Below are 16,072 nucleotides of genomic sequence, written 5' to 3' on the forward strand. Positions count from 1 at the left end.
CACCGACCCCGGCGGGCAGCGCCATCCGCTAACGTTCAGGCCGTGGCGGCGAACCCCAAGAAACTGGCTCAGGAACTCTCCCGGCGCGGCCCGCACTCGGTGCTGCGCGGCGACCTGGCGCTCGCCGGTCAGCCGGGTGTCGTGTACACCCCCGCGGAAGGCTTCGACCTGCCCGCGATCGCGTTCGGGCACGGCTGGCTCACCGGGGTCACGAAGTACACGAAGCTCTTCGAGCACCTCGCGTCCTGGGGAATCGTGGTAGGCGCACCCAACACCGAACGCGGACCGGTGCCGTCGGCGATCGGCTTGTCGACCGACCTGCTCACCACCCTCGACATCTGCACCGGCGTGCGTCTCGGTACCGGGCGGATCAGTGTCCATCCGTCGAAGCTCGCGCTGGTGGGCCACGGATCGGGTGCCGGGGCGGCGGTACTCGCCGCAGCGAGGCGTGAGGTCGCGGCCGTCGCCGCGCTCTACCCCTCGCCCGTCTCCCCCGCTGCCTCCGAAGCCGCGGGCCGCGTGCGGGCACCGGGCCTCGTCCTCGTCGGTGAGAAGAGCATCGGGTCGATGACCAGCGACGCCGTCGCGGTCGCCCGGGGCTGGGGCAGCGACGACGTGCAGCTGCGGGTCGTCGAGAAGGCGAACGACGAAGGACTCGTCGAGGGGCGCCGCCTGATCGGAGTGCTCGGCGTCGGTGGTGCCGAGCGTCGCACCCAGGAACGCACTCGTGCGCTGCTCACCGGCTTCCTGCTGCACCGTCTCACGGGCGACAAGACGTACGCGATCTTCTCCGACCTCACCACGGAGCTGCCCGGCTCCACGGTGATCTCCGACCCCGACGTCGTCGATCGCGATCTCGGCACGCAGGTCAACCTGCTCCTCGGGCGCTGACGTTCCGCCGTTCGCGTCACAGCGGTCCGGCTTCCGCGAGCACGACTCCTGCACCGCCCTCGTCGTTCTCGTCCTGCCGGCGGTCGGCCTCGACCGGTCCTGGGGTGTGTTCGCGTCTGCGTTCGCCCGGGCGGATCCCGGGAACCGTCAGCAGTGCACCTTGATTCGGCGGGTCGCTCGGTCCGTGCTGCGTCGACCCGTCGTCGACGACGGGAACCACCGTCCCGGCACCGGATACGCCCGCGGCCGCCGCCCCGGCATCATCGGCGGCGCGTTCGGTGGTCGTCGCCAGGTCGGTGACGCTGCCGGCGATCCGGCGGCCGGCCTCCTCACATGCCCCGAGCACCACGTCGACGGCGTCCCGGACCGCCGGGACCAGACGTTCCTCCATCCATCGCCGGCACTCGGCGGCAGGGTCGGACACGTCGCCACCGGGCGGGTTGCCGAACCAGCGGGCATGCTCCTCCGGGCTCGGTCCGTGCGGGCCACCGCTCGCTCCGGCGACGATCGTGTCGATCTCGTCCCTCGTGCGACCGTCGACGGTGCCTTCCGCGAGTTCCCCGACGACGCGGGCCTTCTCACGCAGCGCTGCGGCGATCGCGGTGGCCGCCGATTCCAGCGCGACCGCGAGATCGGTCAGCGACGCACACAGCGCCACTCCGGAACGGACGGTGGCCGTCAGCTCGGCGCGAGCCCGGTCGGCGGCGGATCCGTCCCACGACTCGTCGAGTTGCTGCAGGAGGCGACGCTGTTCGTCGGTCCGACGACCGAGCGAGGTCGCGAGCGAGCGCGTCGTGGCGGCGTCGTCGGCGAGGGCGGGCAACGAGAGGGTTCGTTCCTCGTCGTAGCGTGCCCGGACGTCCGCGACGCAACAGCCGGACTCGAGCCCGAGAGCACGCAGGGACTGCACGAGGCCGGTCAGGCGGGCCAGGCCGGGCGCTCCCGCGTCGAGGATGTCGCCTGCGCTCTCGGGAGGGGTCCTCACGGCTGCCGGGTCCCTGCGTCGCCGAACCCGACGCTGTCGAGTTCGGCACCGGTCACAGCGGTGAGGGCGATGCCGGTCGCGTCGTCCTGGTGCCGGTATCTGTCTGCCGCCGCGCGCAATGCGTCGGCGTGCGCCTGCACGGTCGCCGCCCAGCTCTCACACGTCGCACGCATCCTGCGATATCCGGTCTCGACGCGAACGCCGGCCGACCGGTGCGTCGATCCGGCACCGGAGCCGTCGAAGACGAGACCGCCGAAGCCACGACGGATCTCGTCGTCGGCGTCCTCGGCGACCTCCTCGAGTCGTGCCGCGACGGCTCGCACCGCGTCGCCGTCGACCTGGATCGTGCTGTGCTGTGTGTCCATGTCCGCCCTTCACCCACCGAACCCTCTCGAAGGGTTAGGACGCAGCGCAGGACGATCCGGTTCCACCGCAGCGTGACTGCGAGCGGAAACCGGCAGCGAAGGGCAGGGACCGCGCAGGTCAGACGGCGGCGACGACTCCCGCGAGACGGTCGGCGACCGCCCGGGCGTGATCGTCGTCGGCGGCTTCGACCATGACGCGTACGAGCTGCTCGGTGCCCGACGGACGCAGCAGCACCCGGCCGGTCTCACCGAGTTCGCGCTCGGCCTCCGCGACCGCGTCCGCCACCGCAGGATCGCTCGCGACGGCGACCTTGTCGTGGACCCGCACGTTCACGAGGACCTGCGGAAGCGATGTCATCACCGAGGCGAGCTTCGCGAGCGGCAGACCCGTCGTGGCGATCCGCTCCATCAGGCGCAGGCCCGTGAGCACGCCGTCGCCGGTCGTACCGTGCGCGGGCAGGACGATGTGGCCGGACTGCTCACCGCCGAGGCCGTAGCCACCGCGGCGGAGCTCCTCGAGCACGTAGCGGTCGCCCACGCCGACGGTGCGCACCTGGATCCCCGCCACGCGCATCGCGAGATGCAGACCGAGATTGCTCATCACCGTGGCGACGAGGGTGTCGTCGGGAAGTTCACCGGCTTCGTGCATGCCGAGAGCGAGGATCGCCATGATCGCGTCACCGTCGACCACCGTGCCGGTCGCATCGACGGCGAGGCAGCGGTCGGCGTCGCCGTCGTGCGCGAGACCGAGGTCGGCGCCGTGCTCGAGCACGGCCTGCTGCAGCACGGACAGGTGCGTGGATCCGCAGCCGTCGTTGATGTTCAGTCCGTCGGGTTCGGCGTTGATCGCGATGACCGTGGCACCTGCGGCCGCGTAGGCGGCCGGGCCGGCCTGCGAGGCGGCGCCGTGCGCGCAGTCGACCACTACGGTCGTACCGGTGAGCGGCTTGTGCACGGCCGTCGCGAGATGCGCGAGATAGCGGTCGAGGGCGTCGGACACGACGCGCACCCGGCCGATACCGGAGCCGGTGGGGCGTGCGGCGCTCTCGGCGTCGCCGTGCAGCACCGCTTCGATCCGGTCCTCGACCTCGTCGTCGAGCTTGTGCCCGCCGGCTGCGAAGATCTTGATGCCGTTGTCGGGCATCGGATTGTGCGACGCGGAGATCATCACGCCGAGGTCGGCGCCGTAGTCACCCGTGAGGTACGCGACCGCTGGGGTGGGCAGTACGCCCACCGACACCACGTCGACTCCGGCTGCGGTGAGTCCGGCCGTGACGGCCGCCTCGAGCATCTCCCCGCTCGCGCGTGGATCTCGACCCACGACCGCGACCGGTCGCCGCTCGGCACCCTGCGGGGCCAGGACCGCTGCCGCAGCGCCTGCCAGGCGTACTGCCAGCTCCAATGTGAGCTCGGCGTTGGCCAAGCCCCGGACTCCGTCGGTGCCGAACAACCGACCCATGTACACAGCCTCCCAGTCGTGTGCGGCCCCCGCCGCGGGTGTCGATAGAGGACAGAATGCACGAAAGCAGGCGCCGGTAGGAGATGTCTACCGACGCCTGCTCTCGTGATGGAACAGGTGCCGACTCTGACGAAATCAGCGTCGGCGGCACATCAGCGCTTGGAGTACTGCGATGCCTTACGGGCCTTCTTCAGGCCGTACTTCTTGCGCTCGACGGCACGCGGGTCACGCGTGAGGAAGCCGGCACGCTTGAGCGCGGGGCGATCCTCGGGGGTGACCTCGGTGAGTGCACGCGCGATGGCGAGACGCAGCGCGCCGGCCTGGCCGGACGGACCGCCGCCGTGCAGGCGTGCGTGGATGTCGAACGACTCGGTGCGCTCGACCGTCACCAGGGGCGACTTCACGAGCTGCTGGTGCACCTTGTTCGGGAAGTAGTCCTCGATGGTGCGGCCGTTGAGGGTGAAGTTGCCGGTGCCGGGCACGAGGCGGACGCGGACGACAGCCTCCTTACGGCGACCGACGGTCTGGACCGGACGGTCGAACACGATCGGGGCAGCAGGTGCCTCGACGACGTCCTCGACGTACTCGTCTGCAGCGACCTCGACGTTCTCGACGTACTCTTCGGGGTTCACGTTCTGTTCCTCGGGCGTCGTCACTGTGCCACCTGCTTGATCTCGAACGGCACCGGCTGCTGCGCGGCGTGGGGGTGGTTCGGGCCCGCGTAGACCTTCAGCTTCTTCGCGATGGCGCGACCGAGCTTGTTCTTCGGGAGCATGCCGGTGACGGCCTTCTCCACGAGGCGGTCGGGGTTCTTCTCGAGAACCTCGCCGACGGAACGAGCCCGCAGACCGCCCGGGTGACCGGAGTGGCTGTAGAGGAACTTGTCGGTCCGCTTGTTGCCGGAGACGGCAACCTTGTCGGCGTTGATGATGACGACGAAGTCACCACCGTCGACGTGCGGCGCGAATGTGGGCTTGTGCTTGCCGCGGAGCAGGTTTGCCGCCTGCACCGCGAGGCGGCCGAGCACCACGTCGGTGGCGTCGATGACGTGCCACTGATGGGTCACGTCGCCGGCCTTCGGTGTGTACGTAGACACAGATCTTCCTCGTCTATCGTTTCGCTGCTGGCCTGCATGCCGACGGTTGCCACGCCCGGCGGCCAGTTGGGACCCGGGAGAGGTGTTCGTCGCACCACAGGGCACGACGACGTGCGACACGCCGAGGGGACACTCTACCGGGCGGACGCCGGGCCGGTCAAAGCGCCGCAGCAGCCCTGCCCTTGCGCACCCTCCGCTGGAGCACCCCGGAAGCAGCAGCACGTCCCGGCGGCCTCTCCACCACCGGGACGTGACAGCGCCGGATCGGTCCGGATCCGGCAGACCCGGATCAGCCCGGGAAGCGCTGCTGGTTCAGTCGCTCGACCTCCTGCATGTTGTCGTTACCGGTCGAGACCACCCGACCGATGTCGTGCAGCACCTGGATGAGGCCGGCCTCGGCCTCGTTCCAGCGCGCCTGCGTGGCGGCGTAGCGCTCCTGCGCCCCACTGTCCCAGGTGGCGATGAGGGGCGCCACCTGCCCCTCGATGCGGTCGAGCGTCGCCTCGATCGCCTTCTGACCGGACACGAGCTGGGCGTGCAGGTCGGCGACGCCGGCGAAGTTCTGATAGATCTCGGACACGGATCGTTCTCCTTGTTCTCGAATGTGTGCCGGAGGGCTGTGTGCCGGAGCGACGGGCGATCAGTTGAACGACCCGTTGAGCACCGAACCGCCATCGGGGTCGATCGCCGACAAGGACTGGGCCTGCTGGTCCTCGGCAGCGGCGTACGACCGTCCACTGGTGCGCACGGCTTCTGCCAGTTCGTCCAGGGCGTTCGACAGCTTGGTGTGGTTGACGTTCCAGCGCTCCATGATTCCGGCGAACTGTTCCGCCGAGCGGCTCCGCCAGACCGACGGCGCGGACTGCACCACGCCCGTCAGACGACCGAGGATCGCGTCGAGTTCGGCGCGGGAGTCCTGGAGTTGTCCCGCGACGACCTCCATCGTCGCTACATCGGTGGTGAGGTGATTCGAATTGCCGGTCGGTTGGGTCAACGGCGTACTCCTTCGCTCGTGCGTGGATCATCCGGCTCGGTGTCGAGCCGGTCCTGGCTCCTACATCTGGTTGGACGCACCCGATCCGGTATCGGTTCCGCGCCTTCCGAAATTCGTGGACCTACTTTTCTCACCCGCCCCGGAGGGTGTGGACGGCCTGCTCGCATTCACTCCGGATACGGGTCCATTCCCCCTCGAGGTGCTGGCATCCCACGGAGACCTGAAGTCCGGGGAAGACCAGGACCGACCACCGCACCACCGAGTAGTCGTCGGGAACTTCGGTGTACGCCACGACCTTGCGGTCGGCGAAGGTCGTGTCGGTGTCGAGGTCGCGGATGACAGGTGCACGTTCGGCGGCCCGCTCCGCCAACGCGGAGGCGACCGAGCGCTCGTCGATCCCGTCGGGAAGATCGCGGTACACGACCAGGATCCGGCGATCGGTTCCGCCGACCGGTATCAGTTCCGCGCGCCCCTCGGGCACAGTCGCGGGGTCGCGGACGCGCCAGCCCTCCGGCAGGTCGAGGTGCAGCGGACCGGCGTCGATCCGCGTCGACGGGGAGGGACCGGAGTCGGCGGCCGACTCGGGCTCACGAGCGTCGGTCGGCGGCTCCTCTGCAGCAACGACTTCCGGCGGAGCCGGGACCTCCGCGTCTCCACCTTCTCCGGTGAGAAGCGGCCACAGGAAGATCGCAGCGGCGAGCAGGAACGGAATCACCGCCCCGGCGACGACCAGCGCGGGCACCGTGCCGGCCCGCCCGCCACGAGGGGGATCCGGGCGTGCGCGCACCTCGCTGAGCCACGGCAGTGTCCTGTCGGGTCCGTCGGTCGTCGTAGCGATGGCCGGGGCTCTCGCGGTCCCTCCGGTTCCTGCCGGTGGCGCCGGAGGGCCGGTCACGGCGCTGAGCATCTCCGAGGCCGCGACGGGCAGCACCCGCCGACCCGAACCCACGAGATCAACTGCGAGAGAGAAGTATTCGACACCGGACGGTTCGCCCGGGCCGCCGGTCACCACCACGACCTCCGGCCCAGCCCCGCCGCACACCGAGGTCAGCAGGTTCTCGAGTCGCATCGCGGCGTCCGGGGAGTGCACCGACAGACCCGGATCGCGTGCGAGTCGTTCGACGGTCGGCCCGTCGGGCCCCGGCGGAGCGATGCTCACGGCGGTGACTCCCCCGGCGGCGAATTCGAGCACCGCACACCGCTCGTGCGGCGCAGGATCGGCGGCGCGCGCGGCGGCCACCGCGGCCGGAAGCAGGATCGTATCGCCTGCGACCTGCCGCACGGCGGTCCGGAAGAGATCGCGGCGCCGCTCGTTCCACCAGGTCGGGTGTATCGCGCACGCCACCCCGCCGATGTCCGGTGCACCCACGGTCGCTGCGGCGTAGGAGACGAGCCCGCTCAGCAGTTCTCCGAGTTCGGTTTCCCCTTCGACCGCGGCCGCATCCACGAGTTCCGTGACATCCATGAGTCCTGCGACGCCGGCCGGCTCCGACGGTTGCTCCGCTGCCGCTCCGTAGACCCGTCGGTCGCCGAGATCCGCGGCGAGAGCGGACACGCTGCGCGTGGTTCCGGGCCATCCGATGTGGACGGATCCGGGTGTCAGCGTGAACGCGACCGCGACGACCGTCTCGTCCCGGAGCGCCATCACACCTCCGGCGCCCACGCGGTCTGGACGAGCGCCGTGCCGTCGCGTCGTACGAGTGTGCCGCGGCCCGGCGGCACCGGCGACGGACGGACCGCGCCGACGAGCGCTCCCTCGTCGCGGCTACCGCTCATGATCAGACCCGGAGTCGACAACTCCCGCAGACGCCCGAGGATCGGTTCGTACATCGCGCGTCCGGCACCACCCGAGCGACGCGCGACCACCAGGTGCAGGCCGATGTCGCGTCCCTGCGGGAGATAGTCGAGCAACGGCAGCAGCGGATTCTGGCCAGAGGTGGCGACCATGTCGTAGTCGTCGATCACCACGAACACTTCGGGTCCGGTCCACCACGATCGATCGCGCAGCTGTTGTTGCGTCGTGCCGGGGCCCGGCAGCCGGCGCTCGAAGATGCCGGCGAGTTCGCGGACCATGGCTGCGAGGACCGTTGCCGACGCAGCGTATCCCCCGAGATGGTCGCCGCCCACGACACCGAGCAGCGTGCGGCGGTAGTCGCCGACGATGATCCTGGTCTGCGCACCGCTGCCGGCTTCGACCAGTCCGCGGCACAGCCCTCGCAGCAGATTGGTCTTGCCGCACTCCGAGTCGCCGAAGATCAGCAGGTGCGGATGGTCGGTGAAATCCACCGATACGGGCGCGAGTTCGGATTCGTCGATGCCGATCGGGACGGAGAGCCGGGCCGCCGGGGACGTGTCGGCCGGTGGCGGCCACCCTGAGGGCAGAGCTGTGAGAAGGTCGGGCCGGTCGATGCGTTCGGGCAGCATGCGCACCGGCGGCGCCGAACGCCCCGGCGTGGCAGCACGGACGGCCTCGACCGCCGCTGCGACGCCGACCGCGAGATCGGCCGGATCGGAGCTTCCGTCCACCCGCGGCAGCGCCCCCAGGATGTGCAGGCCATCGCGGTCGATACCGCGTCCCGGCCGCCCTTCCGGCACCATCGCCGCTCTCTTTCGGCTGTACTCGGAGTCGGACGGGTCGCCCAGGCGGAGTTCGAGCCGCGTACCCAGCAGGTCGCGCATGGCGGGCCTCACGTCACCCCAGCGCGGGGCGCTGAGCACCACGTGGATGCCGTAGGACAGACCCTGGGCGGCCAGGATCCCGATCGTCTGTTCCAGTGCCTCGAAGTCCTGCCGGATGCTCGGCCAACCGTCGACGACGAGAAAGACGTCGCCGAACGGATCGCCGGTGGCCGGTGCGACCGCGTCGGCGCGCATCCGCCGCAGCTGAGCTATGGACTCGATGCCGTTCTCGGCGAAGGACCGTTCGCGACGACGCAGCAGCGACATCATCTCCGCGACCGTGCGGCGCACCCGGTCGGTGTCGTGCCGCCCCGCGACGGAACCGACGTGCGGCAGGCCGGCCAGACCGGACAACGTGCCACCACCGAAATCGAGACCGTAGAACTGCACCTGCTCGGCGGTGTGCGTGAGGGCCATCGACAGGACGAGGCTGCGCAGCAGTGTGGACTTCCCGGACTGCGGGCCGCCGACCACCACGACGTTGCCGGCCGACCCGGACAGGTCGACCACCAGCGGGTCGCGGCGTTGCTCGAACGGCCGGTCGACGACACCGACGACGGTGCGCAAGGTTGCGTGACGCGGCACGTCGCCGGTGAGCACCGACCTGGGCAGCAGCATGTCGAGCGACGGGGAGTCGTCGAGCGGAGGAAGCCACACCTCGTGCGCCGGTGTTCCGTGCCCCCGCATCCGGTCGACGACCACCTCGAGCACGCTCCGGCCGTCACCCGCGGGAAGAACCGGGAGCGGCTCCGTGACCGGGGCGGGCGGACCGGCGTCGACCGGCACCGCCCGCGCGGTGAAGAGCCGGGGCCGGGACGTGCCGGCCGGCACCGCCGATCGGGTGCGCCGGGTGGGGCGGCCGGGCTCGTACGGCCCCGAGACGTACGCCGCGGAGAACCGCTGGATGTCGGCGGAATCGGTCCGCAGATATCCGGCGCCGGGTGTCGACGGCAGGTGGTAGGCGTCGGGAACGCCGAGAACGCTCCGCGATTCGTTTGCGGAGAAGGTCTTCAGGCCGATGCGGTACGACAAGTGGCTGTCGAGACCGCGGAGGCGACCCTCGTCGAGTCGTTGGCTGGCGAGCAGCAGGTGCATGTGCAGCGACCGGCCCAGGCGTCCGATCGCCGCGAAGAGGTCGGCGAATTCGGGCTGTTGAGAGAGCAGTTCGGAGAACTCGTCGACCACGATGAACAGCGCGGGCAGCGGGTCGAGCGGTGCACCTGCCGCCCTGGCCTTCTCGTAGTCGCCGACGTTGGCGAAGTTGCCTGCGGTCCGGAGCAGTTCCTGGCGGCGGTTCATCTCGCCTTCGAGGGCGTCCTTCATGCGGTCGACCATCGCGATCTCGTCGGCGAGGTTGGTGATCACCGCCGCGACGTGCGAGATCCGGTCCAGACCGAGGAAGGTCGCGCCGCCCTTGAAGTCCACGAGGACCAGGTTGAGTGCCTCCGGCGGGTGCGTCGCCACGAGACCGAGGACCAGCGTCCGCAGGAACTCGCTCTTTCCCGATCCGGTTGCGCCGATGCACAGTCCGTGCGGTCCCATCCCGTTCTCGGCGGCCTCCTTGAGGTCGAGTTCGACAGGCGCACCGTCGATGCCGACACCGATCGGTACCCGCAGGCGGTCGCGCCCGCGGCGTGGCACCCATACCTGCGCGGGGTCGAAGCGGGCCACGTCCCCGAGGCCCAGCAGCTCCTGCCAGCTCGACGGCCGGTCGTCGCCGGCGCTCTCGTCCACCGCTCCGCTCGTCACCCGGTACGGCGCGAGCAGTCTGGCCAACGTCTGTGCCTGCGGAGTCCCGATGCCGTCGGCATCGGCGAAGATGTCGACGTCGGTGCCGGTGGCGACCCCGACCCGTCCTTCCTCGACCACCAGGCGCAGGCCGCGCGTCGCGCTGAGCCGCGTGGCGTAACCGGAGAGGTCGAGCACGGTCACTGCGTCGAGACCGTCGTCGAGCACCCCCGAACCCGATCCCGTGACCCCGCCGTCGACGACCACGACGAGGTGCACGGCACCCTCGGTGGCCGGGGCGTTCCGGACGAATCTGCTGCGACCGGCGAGGACCGCCGCGAGATCGGTCTCGAGTTCGAACAGCGAACCGAACACCGTGCGTGCACTGCCCGCACCGTCGCGCAGGACCGGGTTCTGCGCATGCGGCAGCCACTTGATCCATTCCCATTCCGCAGCGGTGTCGGGCCCGCACACGACAGCGACCTGCAGTGTGTCGGGACCGTGGAAGGTGCACGCCTGCGCGAGCATCCCCCGAGCGAGCGAGCGCGCCGCGCTGCGATCGCCCTCGAGGCCGATCGCCGCGAAACCCCGCAGCGACACAGCCGTGGGCAGCGCCTGCACCACCGAGTGCGCGCGCACGAACCTGCGCAGCGACAGGGCGGCGACGGGTTCGAGATCCTCGACCGGCCCGGTGTCCGGAGGCACGAGTCGGGTCGCGAGTCGCTGCCCGCCGCGCCCCACCCTGAGGTGACCGAAGTCGGGATCGGTGCTGCGCCGCTCCCACATCCGGACGGTGCCGGCGAGGGTCCACAGCAGGGCCGGGTCGGGATGCGACCATTCGAGCGCCCGACGTTGTTCGTGCGCCGTCTCGGTGACCTCGCGCCGGAGCTGGTCGAGATAGCGCAGATAGTCCTTGCGGTCCTCGTTCGCCTCGGCGGTCTTCGTTCCCCCGCTGCGACCACCGTTGGCGAGCATGCCCACCAGGGACACGACCATCATGAGCGGGAAGATCATCGCCATGGGGCTGCGTGCGGCGCCGGTGGTGAACATCAGCGCGACCATCCCGATCATCGCCGCGACCATCACGAGCGGGAGCAGTCTGGTCACCAGATTGCCGGGCGTGGCCCGGGGAATGTCCGGTGGCGGTTGGACACTCACCTCGCCGCTGGGAGCGCGCGGTGCCTCCCGCCGTGCTCTGCGTACGAAACGCACGGTACTCACGTTCGTCACCCCCCGGAACGCCGTCGGCCGCCCCCTACGGCCCCACGGTCGTGGAAGACTAACCCATGGCTGCGACCTTCCGTGCTCCTGTTCGCCCCTCGGTCCCTCGACGGACAACTCGGGCACGACACCGGTCGGGACGATGTCGTATGGTCTGCGTCGTTCGGACTGCAGTGACGGGGGGAACCGAGGCCGATGACATCTGTGCGTGCGCGATCCGAGACCCCGGGGCAGGTGGGCGCCCCGGATCTGTGCCGGATCACCGTGCTCGCCCGCCACACCGAGGTCGATCTCGCACTGCCCCTCGACGTTCCGGTGGCGCTGCTGCTCCCGGGGATCGTGAATCTCGTCGCCGGCCACCGGCCCGACAACGACTTCGACGCGACACCCGAACGCACGGAACCCGACGGCTGGGCGCTCGCCCGGATCGGTCGGGCCCCGCTGTCCGGTGCGCTGAGTCTCGACGAGCACGGCGTCCGCGACGGGGAGATCCTCGTCCTGGAGGACGCCGGATCCCCCGCTCCTCCACCGTTGTTCGACGACGTCATGTACAGCGTCGCGGCCTCGGACCGGACCACGACGCCGTGGGGTGCGGGCCCGTCGGGTCTCATCGCGGCCGTCCTGGGTCCGGTCGCCCTCGCCGCGGGCTGCGTACCGTTGCTGTTCCTGCCCGACGGCGCGAGCCGTCTCGCCCTCGGAGCCGTGTGCGCCGCGCTGCCTCTCCTGGTGCTGCTCGCCGCAGGCATCCTCGCCCGGCTCCACGACGATCGACGGACCGCGACCGCGCTGCTGTGGTGCGCCTTCCCGCTCGCAGCGACGGCCGGGGCGCTGCTCGTTCCCGGCGAATCGCCGGCGCCGCGTCTCGTCCTCGCCGCGGCACTGACCGGTGCGGTCGCAGTGCTCGCCGTGCGTGCCACCCGCATCGGCCTCGCACCGTGCACGGCGGTCGCCGCGACCGCCGCGGGCGTCGTCGTGACGGCCACCCTCGCATCGACCACCGAACTCGAGGCGCGCGCCCTCGGAGCCGGAACGGTGGTGGTGGCGCTGCTGCTCGCCGGCACGGCACCACGCCTCGCGGCGATGCTCGCGAAACTCCCCATCCCCCCGGTCCCTGCTCCGGGCGCTCCGCTCGAACCGGAGACCCCCGAGAGCAGCGTGTCCGGGTTGCCGTCACAGGCGGAGCTCGAGCACCGTGCGAATCGGGCACGGAGCGCGCTCACCGGAATCGTCCACGCCGTCGTCCTACTCACGGCGGGCGGAGCGTGGTGCGCCGCGTTCCCGTTGGACGGAGACGTGTCCGTGCCCGCGGTAGCACTGGCCGTGGCGTCGGCCGTGGTCCTGGTCTTCCGAGGCCGCACCTACACCGCGACCGCGCAGGCGGCTCCCCTCGTGGCCGGTGGCGCGGTACTGCTGCTCGGGCTGCTCGTCGGTGCGGCAGCGAGCGGAGCGTTGCCGCCGTGGGCGGTGTTCGCATCCGCTACGGGTCTCGCGTGTGCCGGTTTCCTCTTCGGTGTGGTCGCGCCGCGACGGACGTTCACTCCGGTACAACGCCGGATCGCCGAGATCGCGGAGTACGCGACCATCGCCACCGTCGTGCCGTTGGCCTGCTGGGTCGCCGGTGTGTACGCAGCGATCCGCGGACTGTGACGGTGCGGCTGTCACACCGGTTCGCGGTCCTGGCCCTCGCCGCCCTGATAGCGACCACTACTCCGGGTCTCGCGACCGCCGCGCCCCCGGTACCCGATCCGGCGCAACTGCCCGCCGGCGCGACGCCTGCGCCTCCCGAGGCCACCGAGATGCGGGTGCTGTGCGCAGAACTGCCGGATGCTCCCGACGGACCGCAGATCCCTCGGGCACAACGCACCCTCGACTTCGCGTCCGTGTGGCCGATCACCCGGGGAGCGGGGCAGGTGGTCGCCGTCATCGACACCGGGGTCCATCCGCATCCGCGGTTGCCGGCCCCGAGGCCGGGTGGCGACTACGTGTCCACGGGTGACGGCACCGAGGACTGCGACGCGCACGGCACCCTCGTCGCCGGCCTGATCGCGGCGCGGCCGACACCCGGATCGGGTTTCGCCGGTGGCGCACCCGACGTGGGGATCATCGCCATCCGCCAGTCGAGCGGCCATTTCTCCGACCGCTCCCGATCGGACGACGATGCCGCGCGCAACGCCTCCGGATACGGCGACGTACGGACCCTCGCGGCGGCCGTCCGGCAGGCGGTGGATCTCGGCGCCACCGTCGTCAACATCTCCGAGGTCGCCTGCCGGACGGTCGCCGAAGGCCTCGTCGACGGTCCGCTGGGAGCGGCAGTGCAGTACGCGACGGATGTACACGACGCGGTCGTCGTCGCGGCGGCCGGCAACACCGACACCTGCCGCGAAGGCAATCCGCGCTCGGCGGATCCGGCCGATCCCGGTGCGGATCCGTGGGATTCGGTCGTCACCCTGGCATCACCGGCCTGGTACGACGAGTACGTCCTCACCGTCGGCGCGGTCGAGGACGACGGCACACCGGCCGGGTACAGCCTGCCCGGGCCGTGGGTCGACGTCGCCGCTCCCGGGAGCGGGCTCGTCTCACTCAATCCCGGCACCGACGGTCTGGCCGACCTGATCCCCGGCCCCCAGGGCGGCAGACCGGTGTCCGGGACGAGTTTCGCGGCGCCGCTCGTCGCGGCGACGGTCGCGCTGGTGCGCTCGCGGTACCCGCAGTTGTCCGCCCGAGAGGTGATGACGCGCATCGAGAGCACCGCCCACTCCCCCGCAGAAGGATGGAATCCGCAGGTGGGCCACGGGGTCGTCGACCCGCTCGCCGCCGTCACCGCGCCGCTGCCGGCCGGGCGCGCGGAGCCGATGCCGGCGGTTGCCGTCGCCGAGCCGACTCCTCCCCCGGTACCGGATCACCGGCCGCGCACCATCGCACTGATCTCGGCTGCGGCCGTGATCGCCGCGACCGCCCTCGTTCTCGTCCTCACTGCACCGGCACGACGACTCGCCCGATCACGGACCTGAATCAGTTGCCCGCCCCGACGGGGACCGCCTCCGGGTCGGCGGCGACACCGTCGTGTGCGAGCAGCGCCTGTTCCCGGCCGAGCGCGGGTCCCGGAGCGAGCAACTGCAGGATGGGCCACGGGACCCGGGCGGGTGGATCCGTGAAGCCGAGTGCCGCAGCGGCGTCCGCATCGGTGATGCCGTACCGCACGCCGGTGTCGGCGACGTAGAACAACGAACCGAGACGGTCGGTGTCCGAGGTCAGCGAGGTGGTCTGCACGTATCTGCCGCGGCCCGGCGGGATGTGGATCGCGTCGACCTGCGGTCCGGCATCGTCCGCCTGGGCCGGGACCACCGGCACGGCGTCCTTGCCGGTGGGCAGGGCCGTCCCCGCGGACAACCGCAGAGTCGAGCGGTGCCGGTCGTTCTCGCCTGTGCCGGGCTGCCAGGTGGAGCACGCCACAGGCCTCTCCCCCGGATCGACGATGCGCGGGACGACCTCGGGAAAGGTGTCGACCGGCAGTTCGTGCACGACCGGCGCGGCTGCGAGGACGTCGGGTGGAATCACCGGAATCTCGGGTGCTCCTTGCGAATCCGAGAAGTGGATGAGATGTGCGGTGGCCCGCGAAACCTCCTGCACACCGTTCTCGAGCACTACGTGGAAACTCTGCCCGTCCGGTTCGGACACCGCGACGACCGACCCGACTCGCACACCCGGGATCGACATGCCCGGGACACCTCCGGCGCCGGTGATGTGGGGTGCCGCCAGCTTCGGCGATTCCGGCACGGCGGCGAGCAGTCCGGGACTCGCGGGGCGCGCACGGGAGACGTCGATGCCCAGCAGGCGCACGAGCGACCGGTCGTTCGGGTCGATTTCGGCGCGTCTGCCCTCGTAGAGCAAGTGGTATCTGCCGTCCGCGGCCACGAGGAGCGCTTCGTCGTCGGCGAGCACCGAGCCTGCCCGGTGGTCGGGTGTGCCGGCGAGCACGGCGGTGGTCGAGGACTGCAGACCGTTCGGGTCGGCGACGTCGCACACCGTCCACGGCACCTCCTCTGCATCATGGACCAGGGAGGACGGCGCACCCGGGATCCCCACCAGCGGTCCGCGTGGTCGTGTCGTCAGTTCCTCGTCGGCTACGACCGCCGGTTCGGTGGGCGATCCGAGGATCAGCCGGGCCGACGCGAGATTCAGGACGGGATGGAAGGTCGTGCCGATCGCGACGTAGAGCGCACCGGAGTCGCGTCCGACGACGACGGAAGCACCACCGATCCGGTCCTGGGGGCGGAACAGGGCAAGGGCGGCACAGCCTCCCAGCACGACACACGCAACGACGACTCCGACGACGAACGCCCGGAACTGGGAACGCATGGGATCGTGGATCATTCGTACGTCGCCCCGCACCAACGCATGATCCATGCGTCGTGCCAGGAAACGGTATCCACTGACCTGCCATCGCGTGGTCGGTTGCGCTGCCATCGATCTCCCCCCGTACGGCACGCTCTCTGGCGCAACACAGTACAGTCCAGTCGGGCGTCCACCACAGGCGCTCCGCGCGGTCAGGGGGAAGGTCGGCACCGCGCCGGAATCATTGCCGGCCGTCGTTCGGGGGGATCGATGCAACGAACCGTCTTCGAGTCGGGGGATTCACGGGTCAGCACAGCGC

Annotated in this window: 13 protein-coding genes; 3 read left to right on the plus strand and 10 right to left on the minus strand. The window is 70.7% G+C overall.

The features are described 5' to 3' along the window. Nucleotides 1-42: 42 nt before the first annotated feature. Entirely contained in the window at nt 43-891 is an 849-nt protein-coding gene (locus tag ACQR3U_RS16915; RefSeq protein ID WP_230810976.1) for a hypothetical protein, read from the plus strand. A 16-nt stretch (nt 892-907) separates the two neighbouring features. Here the strand turns inward: ACQR3U_RS16915 and ACQR3U_RS16920 are convergent, their stop codons facing one another. The 9 genes from ACQR3U_RS16920 to eccCa all read right to left on the minus strand — a co-directional run bounded on the left by ACQR3U_RS16920 (nt 908) and on the right by eccCa (nt 11,418). Beyond that, nucleotides 908-1,876, minus strand: coding sequence for a WXG100 family type VII secretion target (locus ACQR3U_RS16920; protein WP_230810977.1), 969 nt, complete (start codon nt 1,874-1,876; stop codon nt 908-910). Beyond that, nucleotides 1,873-2,241 (minus strand): hypothetical protein, encoded by a 369-nt coding sequence (locus tag ACQR3U_RS16925; protein WP_064852618.1) that lies wholly within the window; start codon nt 2,239-2,241, stop codon nt 1,873-1,875. Before ACQR3U_RS16925 ends, ACQR3U_RS16920 begins: the two co-directional genes overlap by 4 nt. 118 nt (nt 2,242-2,359) lie before the next feature. Then, the gene (gene glmM, locus ACQR3U_RS16930; RefSeq protein ID WP_230810978.1) at nt 2,360-3,700 is read right to left on the minus strand and encodes a phosphoglucosamine mutase; all 1,341 of its coding nucleotides are present in this window, start codon (nt 3,698-3,700) and stop codon (nt 2,360-2,362) included. Between the two features lie 152 nt (nt 3,701-3,852). Next, the gene (gene rpsI / locus ACQR3U_RS16935; RefSeq protein ID WP_006550056.1) at nt 3,853-4,356 is read right to left on the minus strand and encodes a 30S ribosomal protein S9; all 504 of its coding nucleotides are present in this window, start codon (nt 4,354-4,356) and stop codon (nt 3,853-3,855) included. Beyond that, nucleotides 4,353-4,796, minus strand: a complete 444-nt coding sequence (gene rplM / locus ACQR3U_RS16940) for a 50S ribosomal protein L13 (RefSeq protein WP_006550055.1) — start codon at nt 4,794-4,796, stop codon at nt 4,353-4,355. Before rplM ends, rpsI begins: the two co-directional genes overlap by 4 nt. 289 nt (nt 4,797-5,085) lie before the next feature. Beyond that, a complete protein-coding gene (locus ACQR3U_RS16945; protein ID WP_016690931.1) occupies nt 5,086-5,376 on the minus strand; it encodes a WXG100 family type VII secretion target in 291 nt (96 codons plus the stop codon). Nucleotides 5,377-5,436: 60 nt separating this feature from the next. Further along, on the minus strand, nt 5,437-5,790 hold the full coding sequence (locus ACQR3U_RS16950) for a WXG100 family type VII secretion target (RefSeq protein WP_019288588.1): 354 nt from the start codon (nt 5,788-5,790) through the stop codon (nt 5,437-5,439). A gap of 130 nt (nt 5,791-5,920) precedes the next feature. Further along, nucleotides 5,921-7,435, minus strand: coding sequence for a type VII secretion-associated protein (locus tag ACQR3U_RS16955; RefSeq protein ID WP_230810979.1), 1,515 nt, complete (start codon nt 7,433-7,435; stop codon nt 5,921-5,923). Continuing rightward, nucleotides 7,435-11,418, minus strand: coding sequence for a type VII secretion protein EccCa (eccCa, locus tag ACQR3U_RS16960; protein WP_230810980.1), 3,984 nt, complete (start codon nt 11,416-11,418; stop codon nt 7,435-7,437). The genes ACQR3U_RS16955 and eccCa overlap by 1 nt, the downstream gene beginning before the upstream one ends. Nucleotides 11,419-11,613: 195 nt before the next feature. Between eccCa and eccD the strand changes: the two genes are divergently transcribed. Both eccD and mycP read left to right on the plus strand, forming a co-directional pair. Continuing rightward, a complete protein-coding gene (gene eccD, locus ACQR3U_RS16965; protein WP_228044602.1) occupies nt 11,614-13,065 on the plus strand; it encodes a type VII secretion integral membrane protein EccD in 1,452 nt (483 codons plus the stop codon). Further along, complete coding sequence (gene mycP / locus ACQR3U_RS16970) at nt 13,062-14,429, plus strand: type VII secretion-associated serine protease mycosin (RefSeq protein ID WP_230810981.1); 1,368 nt, start codon at nt 13,062-13,064, stop codon at nt 14,427-14,429. Before eccD ends, mycP begins: the two co-directional genes overlap by 4 nt. Nucleotide 14,430: 1 nt before the next feature. Here mycP and eccB read toward each other — a convergent pair whose 3' ends face one another. Next, nucleotides 14,431-15,885 (minus strand): type VII secretion protein EccB, encoded by a 1,455-nt coding sequence (gene eccB, locus ACQR3U_RS16975; RefSeq protein ID WP_230810982.1) that lies wholly within the window; start codon nt 15,883-15,885, stop codon nt 14,431-14,433. Between the last annotated feature and the right edge of the window lie 187 nt (nt 15,886-16,072).

Source organism: Rhodococcus sp. IEGM1339, from assembly GCF_050321925.1.
Classification (GTDB): Bacteria; Actinomycetota; Actinomycetes; order Mycobacteriales; family Mycobacteriaceae; genus Rhodococcus; species Rhodococcus pyridinivorans.

Bases quoted from the DNA above. Each gene is read 5' to 3' on its own strand.
- eccB (WP_230810982.1), bottom strand. From the start codon at position 15,885: ATGGCAGCGCAACCGACCACGCGATGGCAGGTCAGTGGATACCGTTTC.
- eccD (WP_228044602.1), top strand. From the start codon at position 11,614: ATGACATCTGTGCGTGCGCGATCCGAGACCCCGGGGCAGGTGGGCGCC.
- glmM (WP_230810978.1), bottom strand. From the start codon at position 3,700: ATGGGTCGGTTGTTCGGCACCGACGGAGTCCGGGGCTTGGCCAACGCC.
- ACQR3U_RS16955 (WP_230810979.1), bottom strand. From the start codon at position 7,435: ATGGCGCTCCGGGACGAGACGGTCGTCGCGGTCGCGTTCACGCTGACA.
- ACQR3U_RS16925 (WP_064852618.1), bottom strand. From the start codon at position 2,241: ATGGACACACAGCACAGCACGATCCAGGTCGACGGCGACGCGGTGCGA.